The sequence below is a fragment of the Kluyvera sp. genome, from assembly GCF_965301105.1.
The window spans coordinates 13,674-34,090 of record NZ_CBDKZX010000010.1; the positions used below are offsets into that span (position 1 = coordinate 13,674).

Annotated in this window: 18 protein-coding genes and 2 pseudogenes; 11 read left to right on the plus strand and 9 right to left on the minus strand. The window is 56.8% G+C overall.

The features are described 5' to 3' along the window. Nucleotides 1–3 precede the first annotated feature (3 nt). Nucleotides 4–984 (plus strand): LacI family DNA-binding transcriptional regulator, encoded by a 981-nt coding sequence (locus ACW14G_RS06415; protein WP_163447716.1) that lies wholly within the window; start codon nt 4–6, stop codon nt 982–984. Here the strand turns inward: ACW14G_RS06415 and ACW14G_RS06420 are convergent, their stop codons facing one another. Both ACW14G_RS06420 and ACW14G_RS06425 read right to left on the minus strand, forming a co-directional pair. After that, the gene (locus tag ACW14G_RS06420) at nt 985–2,232 is read right to left on the minus strand and encodes a mechanosensitive ion channel family protein (RefSeq protein WP_163447715.1); all 1,248 of its coding nucleotides are present in this window, start codon (nt 2,230–2,232) and stop codon (nt 985–987) included. It lies immediately after the preceding gene. A 77-nt stretch (nt 2,233–2,309) separates the two neighbouring features. Next, on the minus strand, nt 2,310–3,737 hold the full coding sequence (locus tag ACW14G_RS06425) for an MFS transporter (RefSeq protein WP_249022185.1): 1,428 nt from the start codon (nt 3,735–3,737) through the stop codon (nt 2,310–2,312). 131 nt (nt 3,738–3,868) lie between these two features. Between ACW14G_RS06425 and ACW14G_RS06430 the strand changes: the two genes are divergently transcribed. Further along, nucleotides 3,869–4,708: a helix-turn-helix transcriptional regulator gene (locus tag ACW14G_RS06430; protein ID WP_249023352.1), complete on the plus strand. Its 840-nt coding sequence runs from the start codon at nt 3,869–3,871 to the stop codon at nt 4,706–4,708. Nucleotides 4,709–4,718: 10 nt separating this feature from the next. Here the strand turns inward: ACW14G_RS06430 and ACW14G_RS06435 are convergent. Further along, a pseudogene (locus tag ACW14G_RS06435) lies at nt 4,719–4,883 on the minus strand (Tn3 family transposase); the annotation flags it as partial. A gap of 23 nt (nt 4,884–4,906) precedes the next feature. Here ACW14G_RS06435 and ACW14G_RS06440 point away from each other — a divergent pair. Then, nucleotides 4,907–5,146, plus strand: a pseudogene (locus ACW14G_RS06440) (recombinase family protein); the annotation flags it as partial. A 59-nt stretch (nt 5,147–5,205) separates the two neighbouring features. Here the strand turns inward: ACW14G_RS06440 and ACW14G_RS06445 are convergent. Further along, the gene (locus ACW14G_RS06445) at nt 5,206–5,670 is read right to left on the minus strand and encodes a hypothetical protein (RefSeq protein WP_167576440.1); all 465 of its coding nucleotides are present in this window, start codon (nt 5,668–5,670) and stop codon (nt 5,206–5,208) included. Between the two features lie 98 nt (nt 5,671–5,768). On the opposite strand from ACW14G_RS06445, the gene ACW14G_RS06450 reads away from it, so the two are divergent. Then, complete coding sequence (locus ACW14G_RS06450) at nt 5,769–5,984, plus strand: XRE family transcriptional regulator (protein ID WP_419057325.1); 216 nt, start codon at nt 5,769–5,771, stop codon at nt 5,982–5,984. Nucleotides 5,985–6,029: 45 nt separating this feature from the next. Here ACW14G_RS06450 and nfsB read toward each other — a convergent pair whose 3' ends face one another. From nfsB to ACW14G_RS06465, 3 genes are all read right to left on the minus strand, one after another. Further along, nucleotides 6,030–6,683 (minus strand): oxygen-insensitive NAD(P)H nitroreductase, encoded by a 654-nt coding sequence (nfsB, locus tag ACW14G_RS06455; protein WP_163447712.1) that lies wholly within the window; start codon nt 6,681–6,683, stop codon nt 6,030–6,032. A 122-nt stretch (nt 6,684–6,805) separates the two neighbouring features. Then, nucleotides 6,806–7,174 carry an MmcQ/YjbR family DNA-binding protein gene (locus ACW14G_RS06460; protein ID WP_167576438.1) on the minus strand — a complete coding sequence of 123 codons (369 nt, stop codon included), beginning with the start codon at nt 7,172–7,174 and terminating at the stop codon, nt 6,806–6,808. Beyond that, nucleotides 7,174–7,749: a TetR/AcrR family transcriptional regulator gene (locus tag ACW14G_RS06465; RefSeq protein WP_163447710.1), complete on the minus strand. Its 576-nt coding sequence runs from the start codon at nt 7,747–7,749 to the stop codon at nt 7,174–7,176. The genes ACW14G_RS06460 and ACW14G_RS06465 overlap by 1 nt, the downstream gene beginning before the upstream one ends. 189 nt (nt 7,750–7,938) lie before the next feature. Between ACW14G_RS06465 and ACW14G_RS06470 the strand changes: the two genes are divergently transcribed. Both ACW14G_RS06470 and ACW14G_RS06475 read left to right on the plus strand, forming a co-directional pair. Then, a complete protein-coding gene (locus tag ACW14G_RS06470; RefSeq protein ID WP_411908102.1) occupies nt 7,939–9,039 on the plus strand; it encodes an MBL fold metallo-hydrolase in 1,101 nt (366 codons plus the stop codon). 33 nt (nt 9,040–9,072) lie between these two features. Further along, nucleotides 9,073–9,420: a RamA family antibiotic efflux transcriptional regulator gene (locus ACW14G_RS06475; RefSeq protein WP_167576436.1), complete on the plus strand. Its 348-nt coding sequence runs from the start codon at nt 9,073–9,075 to the stop codon at nt 9,418–9,420. Nucleotides 9,421–9,460: 40 nt separating this feature from the next. Here ACW14G_RS06475 and ACW14G_RS06480 read toward each other — a convergent pair whose 3' ends face one another. Continuing rightward, nucleotides 9,461–9,709: a DUF1158 domain-containing protein gene (locus tag ACW14G_RS06480; RefSeq protein WP_249022184.1), complete on the minus strand. Its 249-nt coding sequence runs from the start codon at nt 9,707–9,709 to the stop codon at nt 9,461–9,463. A gap of 504 nt (nt 9,710–10,213) precedes the next feature. Here ACW14G_RS06480 and ACW14G_RS06485 point away from each other — a divergent pair. From ACW14G_RS06485 to ACW14G_RS06495, 3 genes are read left to right on the plus strand one after another with little or no spacing between them, the layout of a single operon-like run. Beyond that, nucleotides 10,214–12,934 carry a cation-transporting P-type ATPase gene (locus tag ACW14G_RS06485; RefSeq protein ID WP_419057473.1) on the plus strand — a complete coding sequence of 907 codons (2,721 nt, stop codon included), beginning with the start codon at nt 10,214–10,216 and terminating at the stop codon, nt 12,932–12,934. Nucleotides 12,935–12,994: 60 nt separating this feature from the next. Continuing rightward, nucleotides 12,995–14,065 (plus strand): efflux RND transporter periplasmic adaptor subunit, encoded by a 1,071-nt coding sequence (locus ACW14G_RS06490; protein WP_249022182.1) that lies wholly within the window; start codon nt 12,995–12,997, stop codon nt 14,063–14,065. Between the two features lie 10 nt (nt 14,066–14,075). Next, complete coding sequence (locus ACW14G_RS06495) at nt 14,076–17,171, plus strand: efflux RND transporter permease subunit (protein ID WP_249022181.1); 3,096 nt, start codon at nt 14,076–14,078, stop codon at nt 17,169–17,171. Here the strand turns inward: ACW14G_RS06495 and pdxR are convergent. Further along, nucleotides 17,168–18,631: a MocR-like pyridoxine biosynthesis transcription factor PdxR gene (gene pdxR / locus ACW14G_RS06500; protein WP_249022180.1), complete on the minus strand. Its 1,464-nt coding sequence runs from the start codon at nt 18,629–18,631 to the stop codon at nt 17,168–17,170. The genes ACW14G_RS06495 and pdxR overlap by 4 nt on opposite strands. 221 nt (nt 18,632–18,852) lie before the next feature. Between pdxR and ACW14G_RS06505 the strand changes: the two genes are divergently transcribed. Both ACW14G_RS06505 and ACW14G_RS06510 read left to right on the plus strand, forming a co-directional pair. Next, on the plus strand, nt 18,853–19,704 hold the full coding sequence (locus ACW14G_RS06505) for a transporter substrate-binding domain-containing protein (protein WP_249022179.1): 852 nt from the start codon (nt 18,853–18,855) through the stop codon (nt 19,702–19,704). A 63-nt stretch (nt 19,705–19,767) separates the two neighbouring features. Continuing rightward, nucleotides 19,768–20,409 (plus strand): amino acid ABC transporter permease, encoded by a 642-nt coding sequence (locus ACW14G_RS06510; protein ID WP_163447702.1) that lies wholly within the window; start codon nt 19,768–19,770, stop codon nt 20,407–20,409. Nucleotides 20,410–20,417 lie beyond the last annotated feature (8 nt).

Sequence of the window (20,417 nt, forward strand, 5' to 3'; positions counted from 1 at the left end):
TGTATGTCAATTCAGAAAATCGCCCAGTTGGCGGGGGTATCGGTGGCGACCGTGTCGCGGGTGCTTAACAACAGCGATACCGTAAAAGCCAAAAACCGCGAACGGGTGCTTCAGGCCATTAAAGAGAGTAACTATCAGCCTAATCTGCTGGCGCGCCAGCTGCGTACGGCGCGAAGCTCCATGATTCTGGTGATGGTGTCGAATATCGCCAACCCTTTTTGCGCCGAAGTGGTAAAAGGAATTGAAGAGGCCGCGGAAAAGAACGGCTATCGGATTTTACTGTGCAACTCCGGCTCGGATATTGAACGTTCTAAATCAGGCCTGCGACTGCTAACCGGAAAAATGGTCGACGGTATTATCACCATGGACGCCTTCAGCAAGCTGCCGGAGTTAACCACGGTGATTGGCGATGCGCCATGGGTGCAATGTGCGGAATATGCTGATGCGGGCGCGGTCTCCTGCGTGGGGATCCACGATGTAGATGCCGCAGAGCATGCGGTAAGCTATCTTGCAGCGCAGGGGCGTGAGCGGATTGCGTTGATTAACCACGACTTGAGCTACAAGTACGCCCGCCTGCGCGAGCAGGGGTACAAAAATGTACTGCAATCTCAAGGGCTGGCGTTTCATGCTGTCGAGTATGCCAGCGATCTGAGCGCGGCGGCGGGGAAACTGGCGATGCAAACGTTGCTGGCGATGAACCCGCGCCCGGACGCGGTGTTTGCGGTTTCTGACTCGCTGGCCGCCGGGGCTATTCGCGCCATTGAACAGGCAGGGCTAAAGGTACCGGAAGAGATTGCGGTGGTGGGGTTTGACGGCACTGAACTTGCCGAAATGGTGTCTCCGCAGCTGACAACCGTCCAGCAGCCGTCGCGGGAGATCGGCGCCAGAGCGGTCGAACTGCTGCTCAATAAAATCGATAACCCGGACGTGCCGCCGGAGCGGGTGATGCTGGACTGGCGCTTTATTTCACGCGCCAGCGCGTGATTATTCTTGCCCGATCGCGCCCGCCAGGGCGCGAATATCATTGCCGGTCGGTGATTGATGAATACGTAAGCCAAATTCCTCAACCACGGCAAAAATATGGTCGAAAATATCGGCCTGAATGCCTTCATATTCGGCCCACACCACCGTATTGGTAAAGGCGTATATTTCAATCGGCAGACCGTTATTATCGGGTGCCAACTGACGTACCATCAGCGTCATATCTTTGCGAATTTTCGGATGGTTACGCAAATATTCGTTGAGGTAAGCGCGGAAGGTACCAATATTGGTCATCTTGCGCAGATTCAACACCGAATCGGCGCTGCCGTGCTCCTGGTTCCACAGGTTAATTTCCTCATGGCGAGAGTCCATATACGGTTTCAGCAGCTTCGCCTGAATTAACCGCTGCTGCTCTTGCTCATCGAGAAAATGCACGCTGGTGGTATCCACGTTGATGCTGCGCTTAATTCTTCGGCCACCTGAAGCAGACATTCCGCTCCAGTTTTTAAACGAATCCGACACCAGCGACCAGGTCGGAATGGTGGTGATGGTATTATCCCAGTTACGCACTTTGACGGTGGTTAAGCCAATATCGGTCACCGCACCGTCGGCGCCGTATTTGGGCATTTCCAACCAGTCGCCGAGTTTTAGCATGTCGTTTGCCGAGAGCTGAATCCCTGCCACCAGGCCGAGAATCGGGTCCTTAAATACCAGCATCAGTACCGCGGCCATCGCACCCAGACCACTTATCAGTATTGCCGGTGATTGCCCCAGCAGCAGGGAGATCATCAGAATGCCAATCAGAATGGCGCTGACCAGCTTAACTCCCTGGAATATCCCTTTGAGCGGCAGCTGCGAAGAGAAAGATAGCTTTTGTGACAGGTTGAAAATAACGTCCAGCAGCGAGAAGAATGACAGCAGAGCGTAGAGCATGACCCATAGCTGTGCGCCCGTGGTTAATATCTGCGCGGCATCACTGCCTTTTTGCAACCACAGCACGGCCTGCACGTTGACAATAATCCCCTGTAGGGTAAACGCCAACCGGTGGAAAAGTTTATTTTGCGTGATAATTTGCAGCCATAAATGACTGCTGGCCTGTGCCCGTTTTTCGAACGCGCGCAGCACCACCCGATGTAGAATCAGATGAACAATGATGGCAGTGAGAAAAATAATACCAAATATGATGATCAGCGAATTGGTATGGTTTATTTCAATGCCCATCTCTTCGATCTGTGAAATCAGTTCCTGCATAACGTCTCCTGTATAGCCAGCTAATTATAATGGCTGCGCTGGCTATATTATGCAAACAGCTATACAGGAACTTAAGGTTATGACGTTGCGATCGCCGGACTACGGTTTAAGTGATGGCGGAGGCTAACGGCAATGATTGCCAGCAGCAGCATCATCACCGCTTCTACGCCGAGGAAGCCGGTCATCGCATCGGTATAGCTCCCATGATGCCCGCGCGTCAGCACCAGCAGCAGCGAACCAAACACCGCCGGGCCAAGGCCCAGCGTGGCCTGCTGTAGCGTGCTGAGCAGCGCGCTGCCCGCACCCGCATCGTTGGCGGTAATATCGCGCATCCCAACCCGATAAAAGCAGTTGACGATCAGCGCCTGGCCATAGCCAATCAGCGCGGTCGAGGGCACCAGCGTGAGGGTAGACGTCGCCTGGCCGAAGTGGTGGAAAGTCTCCATTAACAGCAGCAGGCCACTAATTTGTACTATCAGGCCAGCCACTAAAATTCGCCCCATGCTGTGGCGGGCGATCAGCTTCGGCGCATACATCGCTGAAAGAAAATAGGCGACGCCCAGCGCCACAAAGCTGTTGCCCGACTGCCACGGCGCCATGCCGAGGCCGGACTGGAGAGTGAGCGCCATGCAGAACATAAAGCCGGACCAGGCGCTGAAAAACAGCAGCGCAATGACCATGCCGAAGCGAATACTGGCAAATTTCAGCAGTCGAGGCGGCAGCAGCGGGTGTTCACCGCGCTGCTCTTTACCCAGCGCGCTGGCCCGCATCCACAGCAACAATGGGATAATCGCCAGCAACATCAGACGCATCGACCACGGCCAGTGCAGTTCCGGCCCCAGCGCCATCGGGAACAGCAGGCAGCAGAGAATCAGGCCCAGGCTAAAGGTACCCTGCCAGTCAATGCGTGCGTGCTCATCGCGACGGGTTTCTGGCACGTAGCGGTGACTGAAGGCCAGAACCAGCAGACCAATGGGCACGTTGATGAAAAAGGCGTTACGCCAGCCCAGGCCGGCGATGTCCGCTGATACCAGCCAGCCGCCGAACATCTGCCCAACGATAAACGAGATGCCGCCAATGCCGCCATACAGGCTGATAGCCCGGGCGTGGGCCGTTCCTTTTAGCGTAACGTGTAGGGTCGCGAGAATTTGTGGGACGATCAGCGCCGCGCCTGCGCCCTGTAGGGTGCGCGCGGCCAGCAGGGCGGTGATCGAGTTGGCCAGACCACACAGCAGCGAAGCGAGGCTGAAAATCGCCACGCCCCACATAAACAGGCGGCGGCGACCGTAGTTGTCGCCAAGCTTGCTGCCCATGGCCAGACAGACGGCGAACGCCACGCCGTACAGCGCGACGATAAGCTCCAGCTGGGTCGGGCTGGCGTGCAGCGATGCGGTGATTGAGTCGAGGGCGACATTGGTGATCGAGGTATCGATCTGGGGCAACATCAGGCCGGTCAACAGCAGGAAAAGCCCCGCGCGACCGGGTGAAACAGCAGACGTTTTCATGGTGACTCCATTGCGTCATTCAGCGATTGGACGTAGCATCGCTGATTCAATAAACGGGTACCAGTTCCTGGTTATACTGGTACTGGCACTACCATGCTGGAGATACCATGAGCCTCATCAGCCACAGTGAAATGGACGTATTGCCGTCACGGCAGGACGATAGCCGTAAGCAGCTGGGTGCATTTCTTCGGGCGCGACGGGAAAGTCTCGATCCGCAGCGGTTGGGATTACCGCGCAGCGGGCGGCGGCGCACGCCGGGCCTGCGTCGCGAAGAAGTGGCGATGCTGGCGGACGTTGGCGTGACCTGGTATACCTGGCTTGAGCAGGGGCGCGAGGTTAATCCGTCGGCGGCGGTAATGCAAGCGGTCGCCGAAGCGCTCCAGTGCAGCGCGCTTGAGACCCGTCATCTGTTTGTGCTGGCGGGGCTGACACCGCTGGAGTCGGCTAACGTTCCCCCGTGCGAAGGGATAAGCCCCGGCACGCGCCGTATGCTGGACAGTTTGCTGCCGCAACCGGCCAGTATTCAGAAGCCTGATTTCGATATCGTGGCGTGGAATGACGCGTTTTGTCGGCTGATGGGCGTCGATTTTTCGACCATTCCGGAAGATGATCGAAATTGTATCTACCTGTATCTGACTCATCCCGGCTGGCGTAGCCGTCTGGCCAATCGCGACGCGCTCGCCACTTTTGTCTCCTATTTCCGTGCCGCGATGGCGGAGCACCGTGGCAATCCGGCATGGGAAAACAAGCTGGCTCGCTTTTTTGCCGCTTCCAGCGAATTTGAGGCGCTATGGCACCAGCGTTACGAAGTTCGCGGCGTCGAAAACCAGATTAAAAACTTCCAGCATCCTGAGTTTGGCCATTTCCAGCTGCAGCAGATGTACTGGTACTCCGCGCCGCGCAACGGCTCTCGTCTGCTGGTTTATTTACCCGTGGATGAAGTGGGGGAGGCGGTGCTGGCGAAGCTGTAGTAGAGGGCCGCTCAGACATACCCCAGAACTGTGCCAGTGGCTGCGTGGCCTGAAAATCAACCAGCCTGGCATTCGCACTGGTGATCGTTTCACCCCGCAGGTAGTTTGTTTTTGTCCCGTTCAGCCGTTGCCGGGTCAGGGCAGGAACATTTGACCTTGTCAGGGACTCCAGGCCGAAAGCGTTTTATCCCCTGAGGGGCTGTCCGGTTTATTGATGACGGGATCGGCACCGATGGTGAAATGGGTAAAGTGGTAGTCACCGTTCTGTCAGCGGCGGCACAGGCCGAATGGCGCAGGATACTGGAACGTACCAATGAAGGCAGACAGCTCTACATTGTACATTCCATGGTATACAGGATTTTGAAAGATGAAACGTTTACATTCGTCTCAAACAATGCAATTTGGCGGAATAACCTTGCCTCCATGAGGCAAGGTTAATATCAGACATTGAGGTTCACTAAAATTAGCCTCGTTAGCTTTGCAGAATAGTGCTCCAGTTACCGTAAACTGAGTTTGTTCCGCAACAATTCAGATGCAATATTTGAACGTTCCACTTTTGCGGCCGTAATGGCACTTCGCGTAAATGGACTACCCGTTGCGGAAAATAAATCATCTGAATGTTTTTGTAATTTGCCTACATATTTCAGAGTATCTTTAATATTTCCTTTTTCGGCGCTACTGGCTAACTTTCCAGCATAATGTTCTGTTTTATGGTACATGGATGAAACTTTACTCCCTTTAGTCTCCGCCGTATTCCTAATGCTTTGCAGTTCATTAATAAACTTTTTCGCAGAATGACTTATTTCCGAACTGGTATAAGAAGGAAGCTTTGCAACTGGTGCAGAACAGAAAAGTCTCAAAATGTTCATTTTTATATATCCTATATGACAAAAGAAAGATGAGAACATATCAATATTTTTTTGTCTTTCAAAAAACGACGGTGGTGAAATCCCGTTAGCCATGTTTGAAGCAGGAGTCTGAATTTTGATATTCGCCGGAGTAGGGTGAATTAGCCTTTAATGCAATTTGCCTTATATGCTAATACTCAGGGACGATAATCGTGTTCAGAATTCTTGTTCATGCCGATGTCAGAGAGGAAATGCTGGAACGGTCAGATGTGATGGCGGCGTTTGATACGCAGGAACGGCAGGAGAAGTTGCGTGACATGCTCGCGCAGTGGCGTGGTTATGAAGGGCTGACGCGGGCGAGCCTCGATACGCTGACGCGCTACGCACTGGCTTGTGGCGTAAAACATCCGCAAATTTTACTGTATTGAAATTTCCCGGCCAGGCAGCGCCAGGCCGGGGAGTGGCCGATTAAATTAGATCTCGGTAATCACCGTCTCTTCCGGCAGACGAGATTTTGGCAGCGCTTTGTTGAAGTCTTCTACGCTGTGGTGGCCAACCGGCACCACGACCAGGCTGGTGTAGCCTTTTTCTTTCAGGCCGAATTCGGCGTCCAGAATCTCGGCGTCGAAGCCTTCAATCGGCACCGCGTCCAGACCCATGGCGCCCATAGCCAGCAGGAAGTTGCCGACGTTCAGGTAGGTTTGGTTGGCAGCCCACTGCGCGTCATCGTGACGCTCTTTACGGTGCAGGTCGGCGAAGAAGGTGCGGCCTTTGTGGTTAGCGGCTTTGGCTTCCGGCGTGGCGAAACGGCCATCGGCGTCTTCTTGATCGACCACTTTTTCCAGCCAGGCATCATCGATTGCCGTTTTGGCGCAGAACACCACGACGTGGGAAGCATCCAGCATTTTGCGTTCGTTGAACACGTAGCCGCCAGCGGCGGATTTCGCGACGCGCGCTTTTCCTTCGTCGGTGCTGGCGACGATAAAGTGCCACGGCTGGGAGTTGGTGCTGGATGGGCTATAGCGCAGCAGGGTTTTCAGATTGGCGGCCTGCTCGGCGGTCAGCTTTTTGCTGGCATCAAAGGCTTTAGTGGAATAGCGCGCTTTAGCAACGGAAACGATGTCCATAAATACTCCTGAATGATAAAAGGCACCGCAAATCGGTGCGTTGTATCACAGCAGGGTACCGTGCGATTTAACAAATGAGAAGGGTGGAAAATGCGATAACACTTATCGCATTTAACGCAAAATCAAACGGGACGCACGCGCTGTTGAACGCGTTTTGGCAGCTTGTTCACCACCAGATTCCACGAGTCTTCAATCAGGCTGTTGAGCAGTTCAACCGTGATTTCATCGCCAGGATAGACTGAAATCCAGTGTTTTTTGTTCATGTGGTAGCCCGGCTTAATGTGCGGGTAGATGGCCTGATGCAGCAACGATTGCTCCGGGTCAACCTTCAGATTGACGATGTGCTCGCCGCGCAGCGACATCTTGATCATAAAGATTTTTCCCTCAACCGTGAACACATCGTACTCGGGGCCAAAAGGCCAGGCCGGTTCAGAAAAGGGGAGGGTTAGCGCAAATTCCTGCGCTTTTTCATGCAGCGTTTTACCGTCCATTATTCATCCTCTGACAGCGCTCGCCACATGGCTTCAAAGCCGAGCGCCTTAAGTTTATCTGCACGTTCGGGTTCGCGGCTGGCGAACTCAATGGTGGTCTCTGCAAGCGACAGGAACAGCGCATCGCCAAAAGCACGGAAGTCGTCAGACATAAATACCGGGCGCATTGAACGCTGGCAGAGTTTATTGAGCTCCGGAAATAGCGCTCTGGCCTGCAGTATCGTTTCGTTGGTGATTTTCCCACTGACGGCCATGCGCCGAATGGCTTGATGCCCAACAGGGTGGAGAATGCCCCAGTCGATGTAGCTGTTCCAGATGCTGTGGGTGAAGGCTTTTGGTGATTCTGTGTCGGTCAGGCATGCCAGCATGGTCTGGCATAAGTCCGTTTTCAGGTGCAGATAAAGCGCATTAAGCAGATCGTCTTTGGTGGCGAAATAACGAAACAGGGTACCTTCCGCTACACCTGCGCTGCGCGCAATCAACGCCGTTGACGCGCCGATGCCAGATTGGGCAATGGCGCAGGTGGCCGCTTCCAGTAACGCTTGTTTTTTATCTTCACTCTTCGGACGAGCCACTACACTTTACCTCTCTGACGGTTAAAAAGGTGATTGAAACATGTCGAACCCAGGGACTTCAACGCCGATTGTCAAAATTTGAAAATTGCTTGACGATTTTTTCCCCGCCTTTCTATAATGAGTGCCTACTCACTCATAATCAACTTTTTTTGTGTGGCTTCCTGGATGAGGCCGGTCACGGGTCAGGAAATGAAACCGTTCATCATCAGTGTGGTTGCCATCATGCTTATCGCCAGTGCAGCAAGCTTGCCTTTTGTTTTGAATGCCGGTTTCGGCCAGCCGCCGCAAGGGGCGGAAAAGAGTCTGATTGAGCGCTCGCCAAACTACCGCGACGGGGCGTTTCACAACACCTTGCCGACGCCGGGGTTTACCGGCGACAAGAACATGCTGATGGCGTGGTGGGAGTTTTTAACCGCGAAGCGGGAGAATGCGCGCCCGCAGCAGCCACTGCCGTTGGTGCCGACCGATCTCGCCAGCCTGCCGAGCGAGCAGGAGACGATGATCTGGCTGGGGCATTCATCCTGGTATCTGCAGCTGGCGGGCAAACGTATTCTGATTGATCCGGTATTCAGCAGCTACGCCGCGCCGTTTTCGTTTCTGAATAAAGCGTTTGACGGCCACTATCCGTGGCGTGCCGAGACGATGCCGGAGATCGATCTGCTGATTATCTCTCACGACCACTATGACCATCTGGACTACGCCACGATTAAGGCGCTGATGCCAAAGGTTAAGCGTGCCGTGGTGCCGTTAGGCGTGGGGTCTCACTTGCGCTACTGGGGCATGGCGAGTGAAGTGATTACCGAAGCCGATTGGCAGCAGAACGTTGCTATCAGCGATGCGCTGACCGTCCACGTACTGCCCGCGCGCCACTTCTCTGGCCGTGGCCTTAAGCGAAACCAGACGCTGTGGGCCAGCTTTATGTTCGTGACGCCGGAGCAAAAGATTTATTACAGCGGCGACAGCGGCTACGGCCCGCACTTCAAGGCGATTGGCGAACAGTTTGGCAAGGTGGACGTCGCCATTCTGGAAGATGGCCAGTACGACCAGGACTGGCGCTATATCCACATGATGCCGGAGCAGACCGCTCAGGCGGCGGTGGACCTGAATGCACAGCGGGTGCTGCCGGGGCACGCCGGACGTTTCGTGCTGGCGAAGCATACCTGGGATGATCCGTACAAGCGGCTGGCGCAGGCCAGCAAAGATAAAGCGTATCGGTTGTTAACGCCGATGCAGGGCGAGCCGGTTTGGCTGGCGAATCCAACACAAACATTTCGTGCCTGGTGGGAATAAACACCGGCTGTCATAAAACGAGGGGAGGGGTGTATGACTGAATTAGCCACTCAGGTGATTGACACACTGGTCGAATGGATTGACGAAAATCTGCATCAGCCATTGCGTATTGATGAGATCGCCCGCCGGGCGGGGTATTCAAAATGGCACCTGCAGCGTCTGTTTTTACAGCATAAAGGGGAGAGCCTTGGGCGCTACATCCGCCAGCGTAAGCTGAATCTGGCGGCGGATGAATTGTGCACGACCGATCAAAAGGTCTATGACATCTGCCTGAAGTACGGGTTTGATTCCCAGCAGACCTTTACACGCATTTTCACCCGCACGTTTAACCAGTCGCCGGGTGCCTACCGTAAAGTCCATCACCGTCCACGGGCACATTGACACCAGCGCCCTCCCTTGGGGGAGGGCGTTCGCGTATCAGTTAATCCGCCAGCGAAAACCAGCGCCGCCACACGAAGCGAATCACCAGAAATTCAATCGTCCCTAATACCAAAAACCACACGCAGAACAGCACGGTGTAAAACTGGTTCAGGTCCATAAAGTGGAAGGTATCCACCAGCTTTTGCGCCAGCGTTAACCCCAGCGAAGGCGCTGGAAGTAACAGACAGGAAAGGAACGCCATAAGCAAAATACCTGCGGCGGTCATCAGGGATTCAAGAGGATGCTTCATGCGGTGTTAATCTTTAGTTAAAAATATTATTGTCCGGTAATTTTTACAGGAACGCAATGTTTCTATGTTAACAAACTCTTTTTGAATATTTAAAACAAATAATGAAGCCTACGAATATATTCGCAGAAAAGGTCGTTAAATAACGATTTGGTTTAAATTAAATAATGTAATCGTAAATTAACGTCATGCTCACGATAATATTTTTACAAAAGTATAGGTACTGTATCCCACCAGCGTCGCAATCACGATAGCCAGTGCAATGTATAGCGCCAGACGGCGTCCTCTGTAGATTCCGAACATAATGACCTCGTTTAGATGGGGTTTAGGAATATTCTGTAATATTAATATCAGTAAATCAACTGAATGTCGTTTTGAAATTTAAAAAGCGAAAATATTGTGAGTTAAATAATATTCCTTCGCCTTAAGAAAATATCCAACGATGTCGCCTTGGCCAGAAATGATTTCAGGCTTTCCGTTTGCAGGAATTTAAAAGGAAAATTTATCGTGTCGAAAATGATGAATACTAAAAATGTGCCGCACGCGGGTTACGACCCGCAAGAGCACGCCTACCAGCAGTCTACCGAGCGCGTGTTATCCCAGCTCAACAGCCAGCCAGAAGGGCTGAGCGGGGCAGATGCCGCGGAGCGCCTGAACACCTGGGGGCCGAATGCGCTGCCGGAGAAAAAAGGCAAGCCTGCGTGGCTGCGCTTCCTCGCCCATTTTAATGATGTCCTGATCTACGTCCTGCTGGCCGCGGCGGCGCTGACCGCCGTGATGGGCCACTGGGTTGATACTTTTGTTATTCTCGGCGTCACGGTGATCAATGCCCTGATTGGTCACATTCAGGAAAGCAACGCAGAAAAGTCGCTGAAAAGCATTCGCAATATGCTCTCCAGCGACGCGCAGGTCATTCGTGAAGGCAGCCATAAAACGGTCGCGACCACCGAACTGGTGCCGGGCGATATCGTGGTGCTGCGTGCGGGCGACCGTATTCCAGCGGATATGCGTCTGATTGAAGCGCATAACCTGCGGGTTGAAGAGGCGATTCTCACCGGCGAATCTACCGTGGTGGATAAGCACACTGACGTGCTGCACGGCGAACTGCCGCTGGGCGACCGTACCAATATGGTGTTCTCCGGCACTACCGTGAGCGCAGGTGGCGGCACTGGCGTGGTGGTGGGCACCGGCCAGGAGACCGAACTCGGCCACATCAACCAGATGATGGCGGGGATTGAAAAACACCGCACGCCGCTGCTGGTGCAGATGGACAAGCTGGGTAAAGCCATTTTCGCCATCATCCTGGCGATGATGGTCGCGCTGTTCGTGTTCAGCATGCTGCTGCGCGATATTCCGCTGGGCGAGCTGCTGCTGTCGCTGATTAGCCTCGCGGTTGCCGCCGTACCGGAAGGTTTGCCGGCGATTATCTCGATTATTCTGTCACTGGGCGTTCAGGCGATGGCGCGCAAGCGGGCGATTATCCGCAAGCTGCCGACCGTGGAAACGCTGGGGGCAATGACTGTGGTCTGCTCGGATAAAACCGGCACCCTGACCATGAATGAAATGACCGTGAAGGCGGTGATTACCGCCGACAGCTGCTACCGCGTAGACGGCGACAGCTATGAGCCGCACGGTAATATCTACCTTGAAGGCAGCAACGAGCCGGTGAAAGTGCAGCCGCGCACCGTGCTGGAAAAATACCTGCGGACTATCGATCTGTGTAACGACAGCCAGCTGGTAAAAGACGCGCAGGGGCATTGGGGCATTACCGGTGGCCCAACCGAGGGGGCGCTGAAGGTGCTGGCGGCGAAAGTCAGCCTGGAGCCGGTACACACGCAGCTGATCGCCAAGATCCCGTTTGACTCGCAGTATAAGTACATGGCCACCCACTTCCAGCTGGCGGACGAAGAGATTGTGATGGTAACCGGTGCGCCGGACGTCCTCTTCGCCCTGTGTCAGCAGCAGCAGACCGCGCGCGGCGTGGAGCCGTTCGTGCGTAGCTACTGGGAAGCAGAAATGGCGCGTTTCGCCAGCCAGGGTCTGCGTATGGTGGCGGCGGCGACCAAGCCCGCCAATGTCGGGCAGAAAACCCTCGACCACAGCGACCTGCAGGACGGCCTGGTGTTCCTCGGTATTGCCGGGATGATGGACCCGCCGCGCCCGGAAGCGGTCGATGCGATTCACACCTGCCAGAACGCGGGGATCCGCGTGAAGATGATCACCGGCGATCACCCGCAAACGGCGATGAGTATTGGCCAGATGCTGGGGATCCGCAACAGCAGCGAAGCAATGACCGGCTACCAGCTGGAGCACATGGATGACGCAGAACTGGCGAAAGCGGCGGTGGAGTATGACATCTTCGCCCGTACCAGCCCGGAGCATAAGCTGCGCCTGGTGAAAGCGTTGCAGGAAAGCGGTGAAATTGTCGGCATGACCGGCGACGGCGTCAACGACGCTCCGGCGCTGCGCCAGGCGGATGTCGGTATCGCCATGGGTATCAAAGGCACCGAGGTGACCAAAGAGGCCGCCGACATGGTGCTGACCGATGACAACTTTGCCACCATCGCCAGTTCGGTCAAAGAGGGGCGTCGCGTTTACGACAACCTGAAGAAAACCATTCTGTTCATCATGCCCACCAACCTGGCGCAGGGGCTGCTGATTATTATCGCGCTGCTGGCGGGGAATATTATTCCGCTGACGCCGGTGCTGATTTTGTGGATGAATATGGCGACGTCCGCCACGCTCTCCTTCGGCCTCGCGTTTGAAGCCGCCGAGCGTAACGTGATGAACCGCCCGCCGCGTAAAACCGGTCAGCATGTGATGGATGCGTTTGCCGTGTGGCGCGTCGCCTTCGTCGGCTCGATGATTGCCATCGCCGCCTTCATTCTTGAGGCATGGCTGGCGCCGCGTGGCCACAGCGCCGAGTTTACCCGCACCGTGCTGTTGCAGATGCTGGTGACCGCGCAGTGGGTCTACATGATTAACTGCCGCAGCAATGGCTTCTCCCTGAACCGTGGGCTGCTGAAGAACAAAGGCATCTGGCTGGTGACCGGCGTGCTGCTTCTGCTACAGCTGGCGATTATCTACCTGCCGCTGATGCAGACGCTGTTCGGCACCGAAGCGCTGCCGCTGCGCTACTGGGGCATCACTTTGGCGATTGGCGCCGCGATGTTCCTGGTGGTGGAAGTTGAAAAGCGTCTGACTCGCCGTTTCCACAAGACCACGTAGTCGTGATGACTTGCCCCTCTCCGGTCGGAGAGGGGCGCTTGCCACGCAAGGATCCCCGACATGAAAAACACTTTCCGCCTCGCCTTTTTGGCCTGCGGGCTGGCCAGCTGCACGCTGGCGTTCGCCTCGGTACCGGTGCGCGTCGCCACCGTCGAGCGCGCGCCGCACGCGGTTGAGCGCCAGCTGCCGGGGCGCGTTGAGGCTATTCACGCCGTTGAAATTCGCGCACGTACCGAGGGCACCATCGTGCAGCGCCACTTCCAGGACGGGCAGGACGTCAAGCAAGGCGACCTGCTGTTCACGCTGGATGACGCCCAGCCGCGCGCGGCGTTAGCGCTGGCGCAGGCGGAGCTGAAAAGCGCGCAGGCCTCGTTGCGTCAGGCGCAGCAATTGCTGACGCGCTACCAGAGTCTTAAAACCAACCACTCGATCAGCCGTAATGATGTCGACACCGCGCAGATGCAGCGTGACGTCGCCGCCGCCGCCGTGGAACAGTCGAAGGCGCGAGTGACGGCGCAACAAATTACGCTCGATTACACCCGCATTACCTCGCCAATCAGCGGCCGCGTCGGCCACAGCGCTTTTCATGTAGGCACGTTGGTGAACGCCGCCAGCGGCGTGCTGGTGGATATTGTGCAGCTCGATCCTGTCCGCGTGAGTTTTGCGCTCGATGAAGCCGCGTTTTACAGCAAAGCCGGGCAGCATGCGGATATCCGCGCGTTGAAGGCCGCGTGGTTAGCGCAGATTACCCTCGACGGCAAACGCGAAAATGGCGTACTGACTTCGGTGGATAACCGTATCGACGCCCGCACCGCCAGCGTGGCGGTTCGCGCCGAATTCGCCAACCCGCAACATCGGTTGCTGCCCGGCGGCAACGTCACCGTAACCCTGCGACCGCAGACGCTCAACGAGAGTGTGATGATTCCCGCTGCGGCGGTACAGCAGGATGCCAACGGTTATTTCAGTTGGGTACTGACGGCAGAGAATACAGCCGGGCAGCGCCGTCTGGAGTTAGGCGGCCAGCAGGGGCAGTCCTTCGCCGTGGCGAAGGGGCTTAACCCAGGCGAGCGCGTGGTCACCGATGGCGCGCAGCGTCTGACGGACGGCGCGGCCGTGCAGCTGTTGAATTAAGGAGTACAGGATGCTGACGTTTTTTATCCGTCGTCCGCGTTTCGCGATGGTGATTGCTCTGCTGATGGTCTTTGGCGGTGCGGTCGCGCTGAAGCTCATTCCGGTGGAGCAGTACCCGCAAATCACGCCGCCCGTGGTGAACGTCAGCGCCAGCTGGCCGGGCGCCAGCGCGCAGGATGTGGCGGAGGCCATCGCCGCGCCGCTGGAGACACAGCTCAACGGCGTTGATCACATGCTCTATATGGAGTCGACCAGCGCTGATGACGGCGGCTATAGCCTGAACCTGACTTTTGCCGCGGGCACCGATCCGGATATGGCGGCCATCGATGTGCAAAACCGCGTGGCGCAGGCGGTGGCGCAGCTGCCGACGGAAGCGCAGCAGAACGGTGTACAGGTGCGCAAGCGCGCCAGCAACCTGCTGATGGGGGTGAGCCTCTATTCTCCGAACGGCAGCCTGTCGCCGCTTCAGATCAGTAACTACGCCAGTACCCAGGTACGCGAAGCGCTGGCGCGTCTGCCCGGCGTCGGCCAGGTGCAGATGTTCGGTGCGCGCGATTACAGCATGCGCATCTGGCTGCGGCCAGACCGCATGAACGCGCTGAACATCACCAGCGAAGATATCGCCCAGGCGCTGAACGAGCAGCACGTGCAGGGGGCCGCTGGGCAAATTGGTACGCCGCCGGTGTTTAACGGCCAGCAGCAAACGCTGACCATTAACGGTCTGGGTCGACTGAGCGACGCCGATGAGTTCCGCAACATCGTGGTGCGCAGCGGCGAGCAGGGGCAACTGGTGCGCCTTGCGGACGTGGCCAACATTGAGCTTGGCGCACGTAGCTACAGCTCCAGCGCACAGCTTAACGGCGTGGACTCGGCCTATATGGGGATTTACCCGACGCCAACCGCCAATGCCTTACAGGTCGCAAACGTGGTGCGTAGCGAATTGGCGCGCCTGCAAAACCGCTTCCCGGCGGACCTGAAATGGGAAGTGAAGTTTGATACCACCCGGTTTGTCGCCGCGACCATCAAAGAGATTGGTACGTCGCTGGCGCTGACGCTGCTGGCGGTCGTCGCGGTGGTTTCGCTGTTCCTGCAAAGCCTGCGCGCGACGCTCATTGTCGCGCTGGCGATCCCCGTGTCGCTGATTGGCACCTTTGCGGTGCTTTACCTGCTGGGCTACAGCGCCAACACCCTCAGCCTGTTTGCCATTATTCTGGCGCTGACCATGGTGGTTGACGATGCCATTGTGGTGGTGGAAAGCGTGGAAGGGCATATGGCCGAAGGGCTTGGGCGTAAAGAGGCGACCGCGCTGGCGCTGCGACAGATTGCCGGGCCGGTCATCGCCACCACGCTGGTGCTGCTGGCGGTATTTGTGCCGGTGGCGATGCTGCCGGGAATTGTCGGCGAATTGTATCGTCAGTTTGCGGTTACGCTCTCCACGGCGGTCACGCTGTCGAGCATTGTTGCGCTTACCTTGACGCCCGCGCTGTGCGCGCTGCTGCTGCGTCCGCGTCTGAAGCAGCCCGTCCGCTTATTCCAGTGGTTTAACCTGGGTCTGAACACCACCCGCGATGGCTACGGTCGCCTGGTGGCATGGATGAACCGTCGCCCGCTGGTAGCGGTGGGGGCCACACTAACCGCCGCGCTGCTGGTGGCGTTGAGCTTCTCCACCATGCCGAAGGGCTTTCTGCCGCAGGAAGATCAGGGTTATGTCTTCGCCAACGTGCAGCTGCCGGAGTCGGCCTCGCTGGAGCGGACCGAAGCGGTGATGGCGCAGGCTCGCGCGTTGTTGGGGGCGCATCCGGCGGTGGAGGATGTGATTCAGGTCTCCGGCTTCAGCATTCTCAGCGGCACCAGCGCCTCTAACGGCGGGTTTATCTCGCTGATGCTCAAAGACTGGTCGCAGCGCGCGCCGCTGGACACGGTGATGGGCGAACTTCAGCGCCAGCTGCATGCGCTACCGGAAGCCAATATTATGCTGTTTGCGCCGCCCACGCTGCCGGGCCTTGGCAGCGCCGCGGGCTTCGACCTACGCATTCTGGCCCAGGCCGGGCAAACGCCCGCCGAGCTGGAGCAGGTCACGCGTCAGATCCTGATGAAAGCCAACCAGCATCCGCAGCTGAACCGCGTATTCACCACCTGGAGCAGCAACGTCCCGCAATTGACGTTAACCGTTGATCGTGACCAGGCCGCGCGTCTCGACGTGCCGGTATCGCGTATTTTTAGCAGTCTGCAAACCGCGTTCGGCGGCACGCGAGCCGGTGATTTCAGCATCAACAATCGCGTTTATCACGTGGTGCTGCAAAACGAGATGCAGTGGCGCGAGCGCGCCGGGCAGATTAGCGAACTGTTCGTGCGCAGCAACCACGGCGAGCGGGTGCGCCTGAGTAACCTCGTGACCATCACACCAACCGTGGGCGCGCCGTTTATCCAGCAGTTTAACCAGTTCCCGTCGGTGTCGGTGAGCGGCTCGGCGGCTGAAGGGGTCAGCAGCCGCACGGCGATGAATGAAATGGAAAGGCTGCTGGCGATGCACCTGCCGGAGGGATATGACTATGCCTGGAGCGGACTGTCCTGGCAGGAGCAGCAGACTGGCAATCAGGCCATCTGGATTGTGCTGGCGGCGGTGGCGATGGCGTGGCTGTTCCTGGTGGCGCAGTACGAAAGCTGGACGCTGCCGGCGAGTGTGATGCTGTCGGTGCTGTTTGCCATCGGCGGCGCGCTGCTGTGGCTCTGGGTCGCCGGTTACGCCAACGATGTGTACGTGCAGATTGGGCTGGTACTCTTAATCGCCCTCGCGGCGAAGAACGCGATACTGATCGTCGAATTTGCCCGCGAGCGGCGGCAGTCCGGTTTATCGATCGTCGCGGCGGCCCGCGAGGGGGCAACCCGCCGCTTCCGCGCGGTGATGATGACGGCGGTGTCGTTTATTATCGGCATCATGCCGATGATGTTCGCCACTGGCGCAGGGGCGCAGAGCCGCCGGATCATCGGCACCACGGTGTTCAGCGGTATGCTGGTCGCAACGGTGATCGGCATTCTGTTTATCCCGTCGCTGTACGTGCTGTTCCAGCGCCTGCGCGAGTGGGCGCATCGCCGGGCGGACTAGCCCATCTGCGCCAGTTGGCTGCGCAGCACATCCACCCCCGGCGCAATGGCGTCGGGGTTGATGGCGTGAAACCCCATGCGGAAGAAGTTATCCGGCGGCGCGGCGTCGAGAAAATGACGTGCGCCGGGTTCAATCAATACACCAGTATGCGCAGCACGCCAGGTCAACTGCTGGGTGCTGATATTGCCGGGCGTGCGCAGCCAAAAAGCGTTGGCATGTTCACTACCGGGCAGCGGCTGGCACTCCGGTAGCAGGGTTGATAACGCCGTGTTGAGCATGTCCCAACGCCGCGCGGAGTCATCGCGATAGCGGCGCAGATGCGTTTCGTAATGGCCCTGGGCAAGAAAATGCGCCATCTGATACTGAATGTTGGTAGGCGGATGACGATACACCAGGCGGCGCAGCGCGCGGGCCTCATCGATCAAATCCGGGTCGGCGACCATAAAGCCTAGCCGCAGCCCCGGCGACAGCGCCTTCGACAGGCTGCTGACGTAAATGACTCGCCCGCTGCGATCGCTGGCCTTCAGCGCCGGCAGCGGGTTGGCCTGGAAGTTACTCTCTGAATCATAATCATCTTCAATAATCACCGCATCGTGCTGCGTTGCGTGCGCCAGTAGTTGACTGCGCCGTGCCTTGCTCATGGTGACGCCGGTGGGCACCTGATGTCCCGGCGTGACGTAGTAGTAGTCGCATGGCGTATCGTTCAGCACGATACCTTCGGCATCGACAGCGTGCGGGACAATCTGGCTTTCGCCGAGTAAAAAGGTGTTAATCGCTTCGCGAAAGCCGGGATTCTCGACGCCGACGCGGGTCTGGCGAGACATCAGCAACCGGGTGAGCAGGTAAAGCGCGTTCTGTGAGCCGAGGGTGATCAGTATTTCATCCGGCGCGGCAACGATGCCGCGCTTGGGCAGCACGCGGGTGCGAATTTGCTCAATCAGCATCGGTACGTCCTGGTCGATATGGTCCACCACCCACGCCGGGTCGCGCATGCCACCGTGCAGCCAGTTGGCCGCTGAACGCCAGCTGGCGAGCGGAAACTGGCGGGTGTCCGGCTGGCCGTAGATAAACGGATAGCGGTAGTGCATCCAGCCGGCGGGTTTAAGGATTGACTCCTGCTGACTGGGGGTGATATTCAGCCGTTTGCCCCATGATGGTGCATTGTCGGCGGCGCTGGGTGCAGGCGTCGGTGCGGAAAGGCGCGGCGCATGGTAGTCCGGGTGCAGGTAATAACCGCTGCGCGGGCGGCTTATCAGATAGCCCTCGTTGACCAGGCTTTCGAACACCAGCGCGGTGGTGTTACGGGAAACCTGTAGCTGCTGGGCCAGTTGCCGACACGAGGGCAGGGGCGTGTCGGCGGCAAAAATGCCGCCGAGAATCGCGTTGATCAGTGATTCGCGAACCTGTTCCTGCAACCCGCGTTGCGCCTCAAAATCCACATGCAATAAGTGCCGAATCATGCGCTCCCCTCCCGATTGTTCGCTTTCCTCCAGCGCAGCAATTTCTGTACCAGCCTGAAATCGTCTGCCACAAGCGCACGCGAAAACTGGCTCTATTCAGAATGCAAAAAGTCTCCTTACAGTAAAAACGTCTTCAGCCAGCGTCTGAAAATGCCGCTGTCGGCACACATCTTGCAACGCCGGAATAAACGTCTCTGGCATATTTGAGTAGGGGTCAAACGATGAAAAAAACGATGGGTTCGTATTATCTGGCCGCCATGATGGCGATGACCTTTTCTTTGCAGGTGGCCGCCGCTGACTTACCGGAAATTGAAAAATCCGGTACGTTAAAAGTGGCGACCGAGGATGACTACGCACCGTTTAACTTTATGAATAACGGCAATGCCGATGGGTTTAATAAAGATATGCTGGCGGCACTGCGCGAATACGCCAAATTTAACGTTACGCAAAGTATTTTACCGTGGACCGGGTTATTAGCGGCGGTTTCTACCGGGCAATACGATATGGCGTTAACCGGCGCGGTGGTCACCGATGAACGCCTCAACGTATTTAATTTCACGCCGCCGTGGGCCTCCGCGCAACACTATTTTGTTAAGCGTGTGGGTGATAATTCATTAAATACCATTGCCGATCTGAGCGGTAAAAAAGTGGGTCTCCAGGCAGGCAGCGCGTTATTAGCGCGTTTACCGGAATTGAAGGCGATGATTGAGAAAAGCGGCGGTAAGCTCGGGCCGGTGGTGGAATATCCGTCTTACCCGGAAGCGTACGCCGATTTAGCCAATAAGCGTCTCGATTACGTGATTAACGTGGTGATTTCCGTCAATGACCTGGTGAAAGCCAAACCGAAAGTGTTTGCTAAGGGACTGGCGGTCTCCGGCCCGGGTTATATGGCGTGGCCCATCCCGAAAAACTCGCCGGAGCTTTTGGCTTATATGACCAAATTTATCAATCATATGCGTGAGACCGGCAAGCTGGCCGAACTGCAGAAAAAATGGTTTGGCGAAACCTACGATGATTTGCCGACCGAACCGATTACCAGCGCCGCTCAGTTCCACAAACTTGCCGGACAGTAAATCGCTACCCGGCTAAGCCGCGCGACGCCGGGAGCGACACCCGATTCACTTCAGGAGGGCACCATGGACGTAATAGCATGGCAGTTACTGATCGAAGGCGCATGGACGACCCTCTGGATTTCCGCCATCGCCATCGCCTTTGGGGTGGCGATTGGGCTGGTTATCGCCTTTGTGCGCATGATGAAAATTCCGGTCATAGACCAGATCCTGGTCATCTATATCAGCCTGGCGCGGGCGACGCCGCTGGTGACGCTGGTGTTGTTTCTGTTTTTATCGTTACCGACGGTAGGGATTAACCTCGATAAAACGCTCGCCGCCATTGTCGCGCTGACGCTGAACACCTCGGCGTTTAACGCGGAAATCTGGCGCAACGCTTTTCGCACCTTCCCGCGTGAACAGCGGGAAGCGGCGGAGTCGGTGGGCATGCGCCGCTGGGCCTATTTTCGCTACATCATGCTGCCGCAGATGTGGCTGGAGAGCCTGCCTGCGCTGGTCAACGAAATGTCTTTTTTAATCAAAGGCAGCCCGGCGATTGCGGTGATTGGCGTGGTCGATCTCACCCGCGTCACTAACCGTATCGCCTCGGTCACCTATGAACCGCTTTCTCCCATTCTGGCCGCCGGGCTGCTGTATGTGGTGATTATTGGCCTGCTGCTGAAACTCCAGAGCCTGGCAGAACGTAAAGCAAAACGACTGGCGCGCTAAGCCCGGGA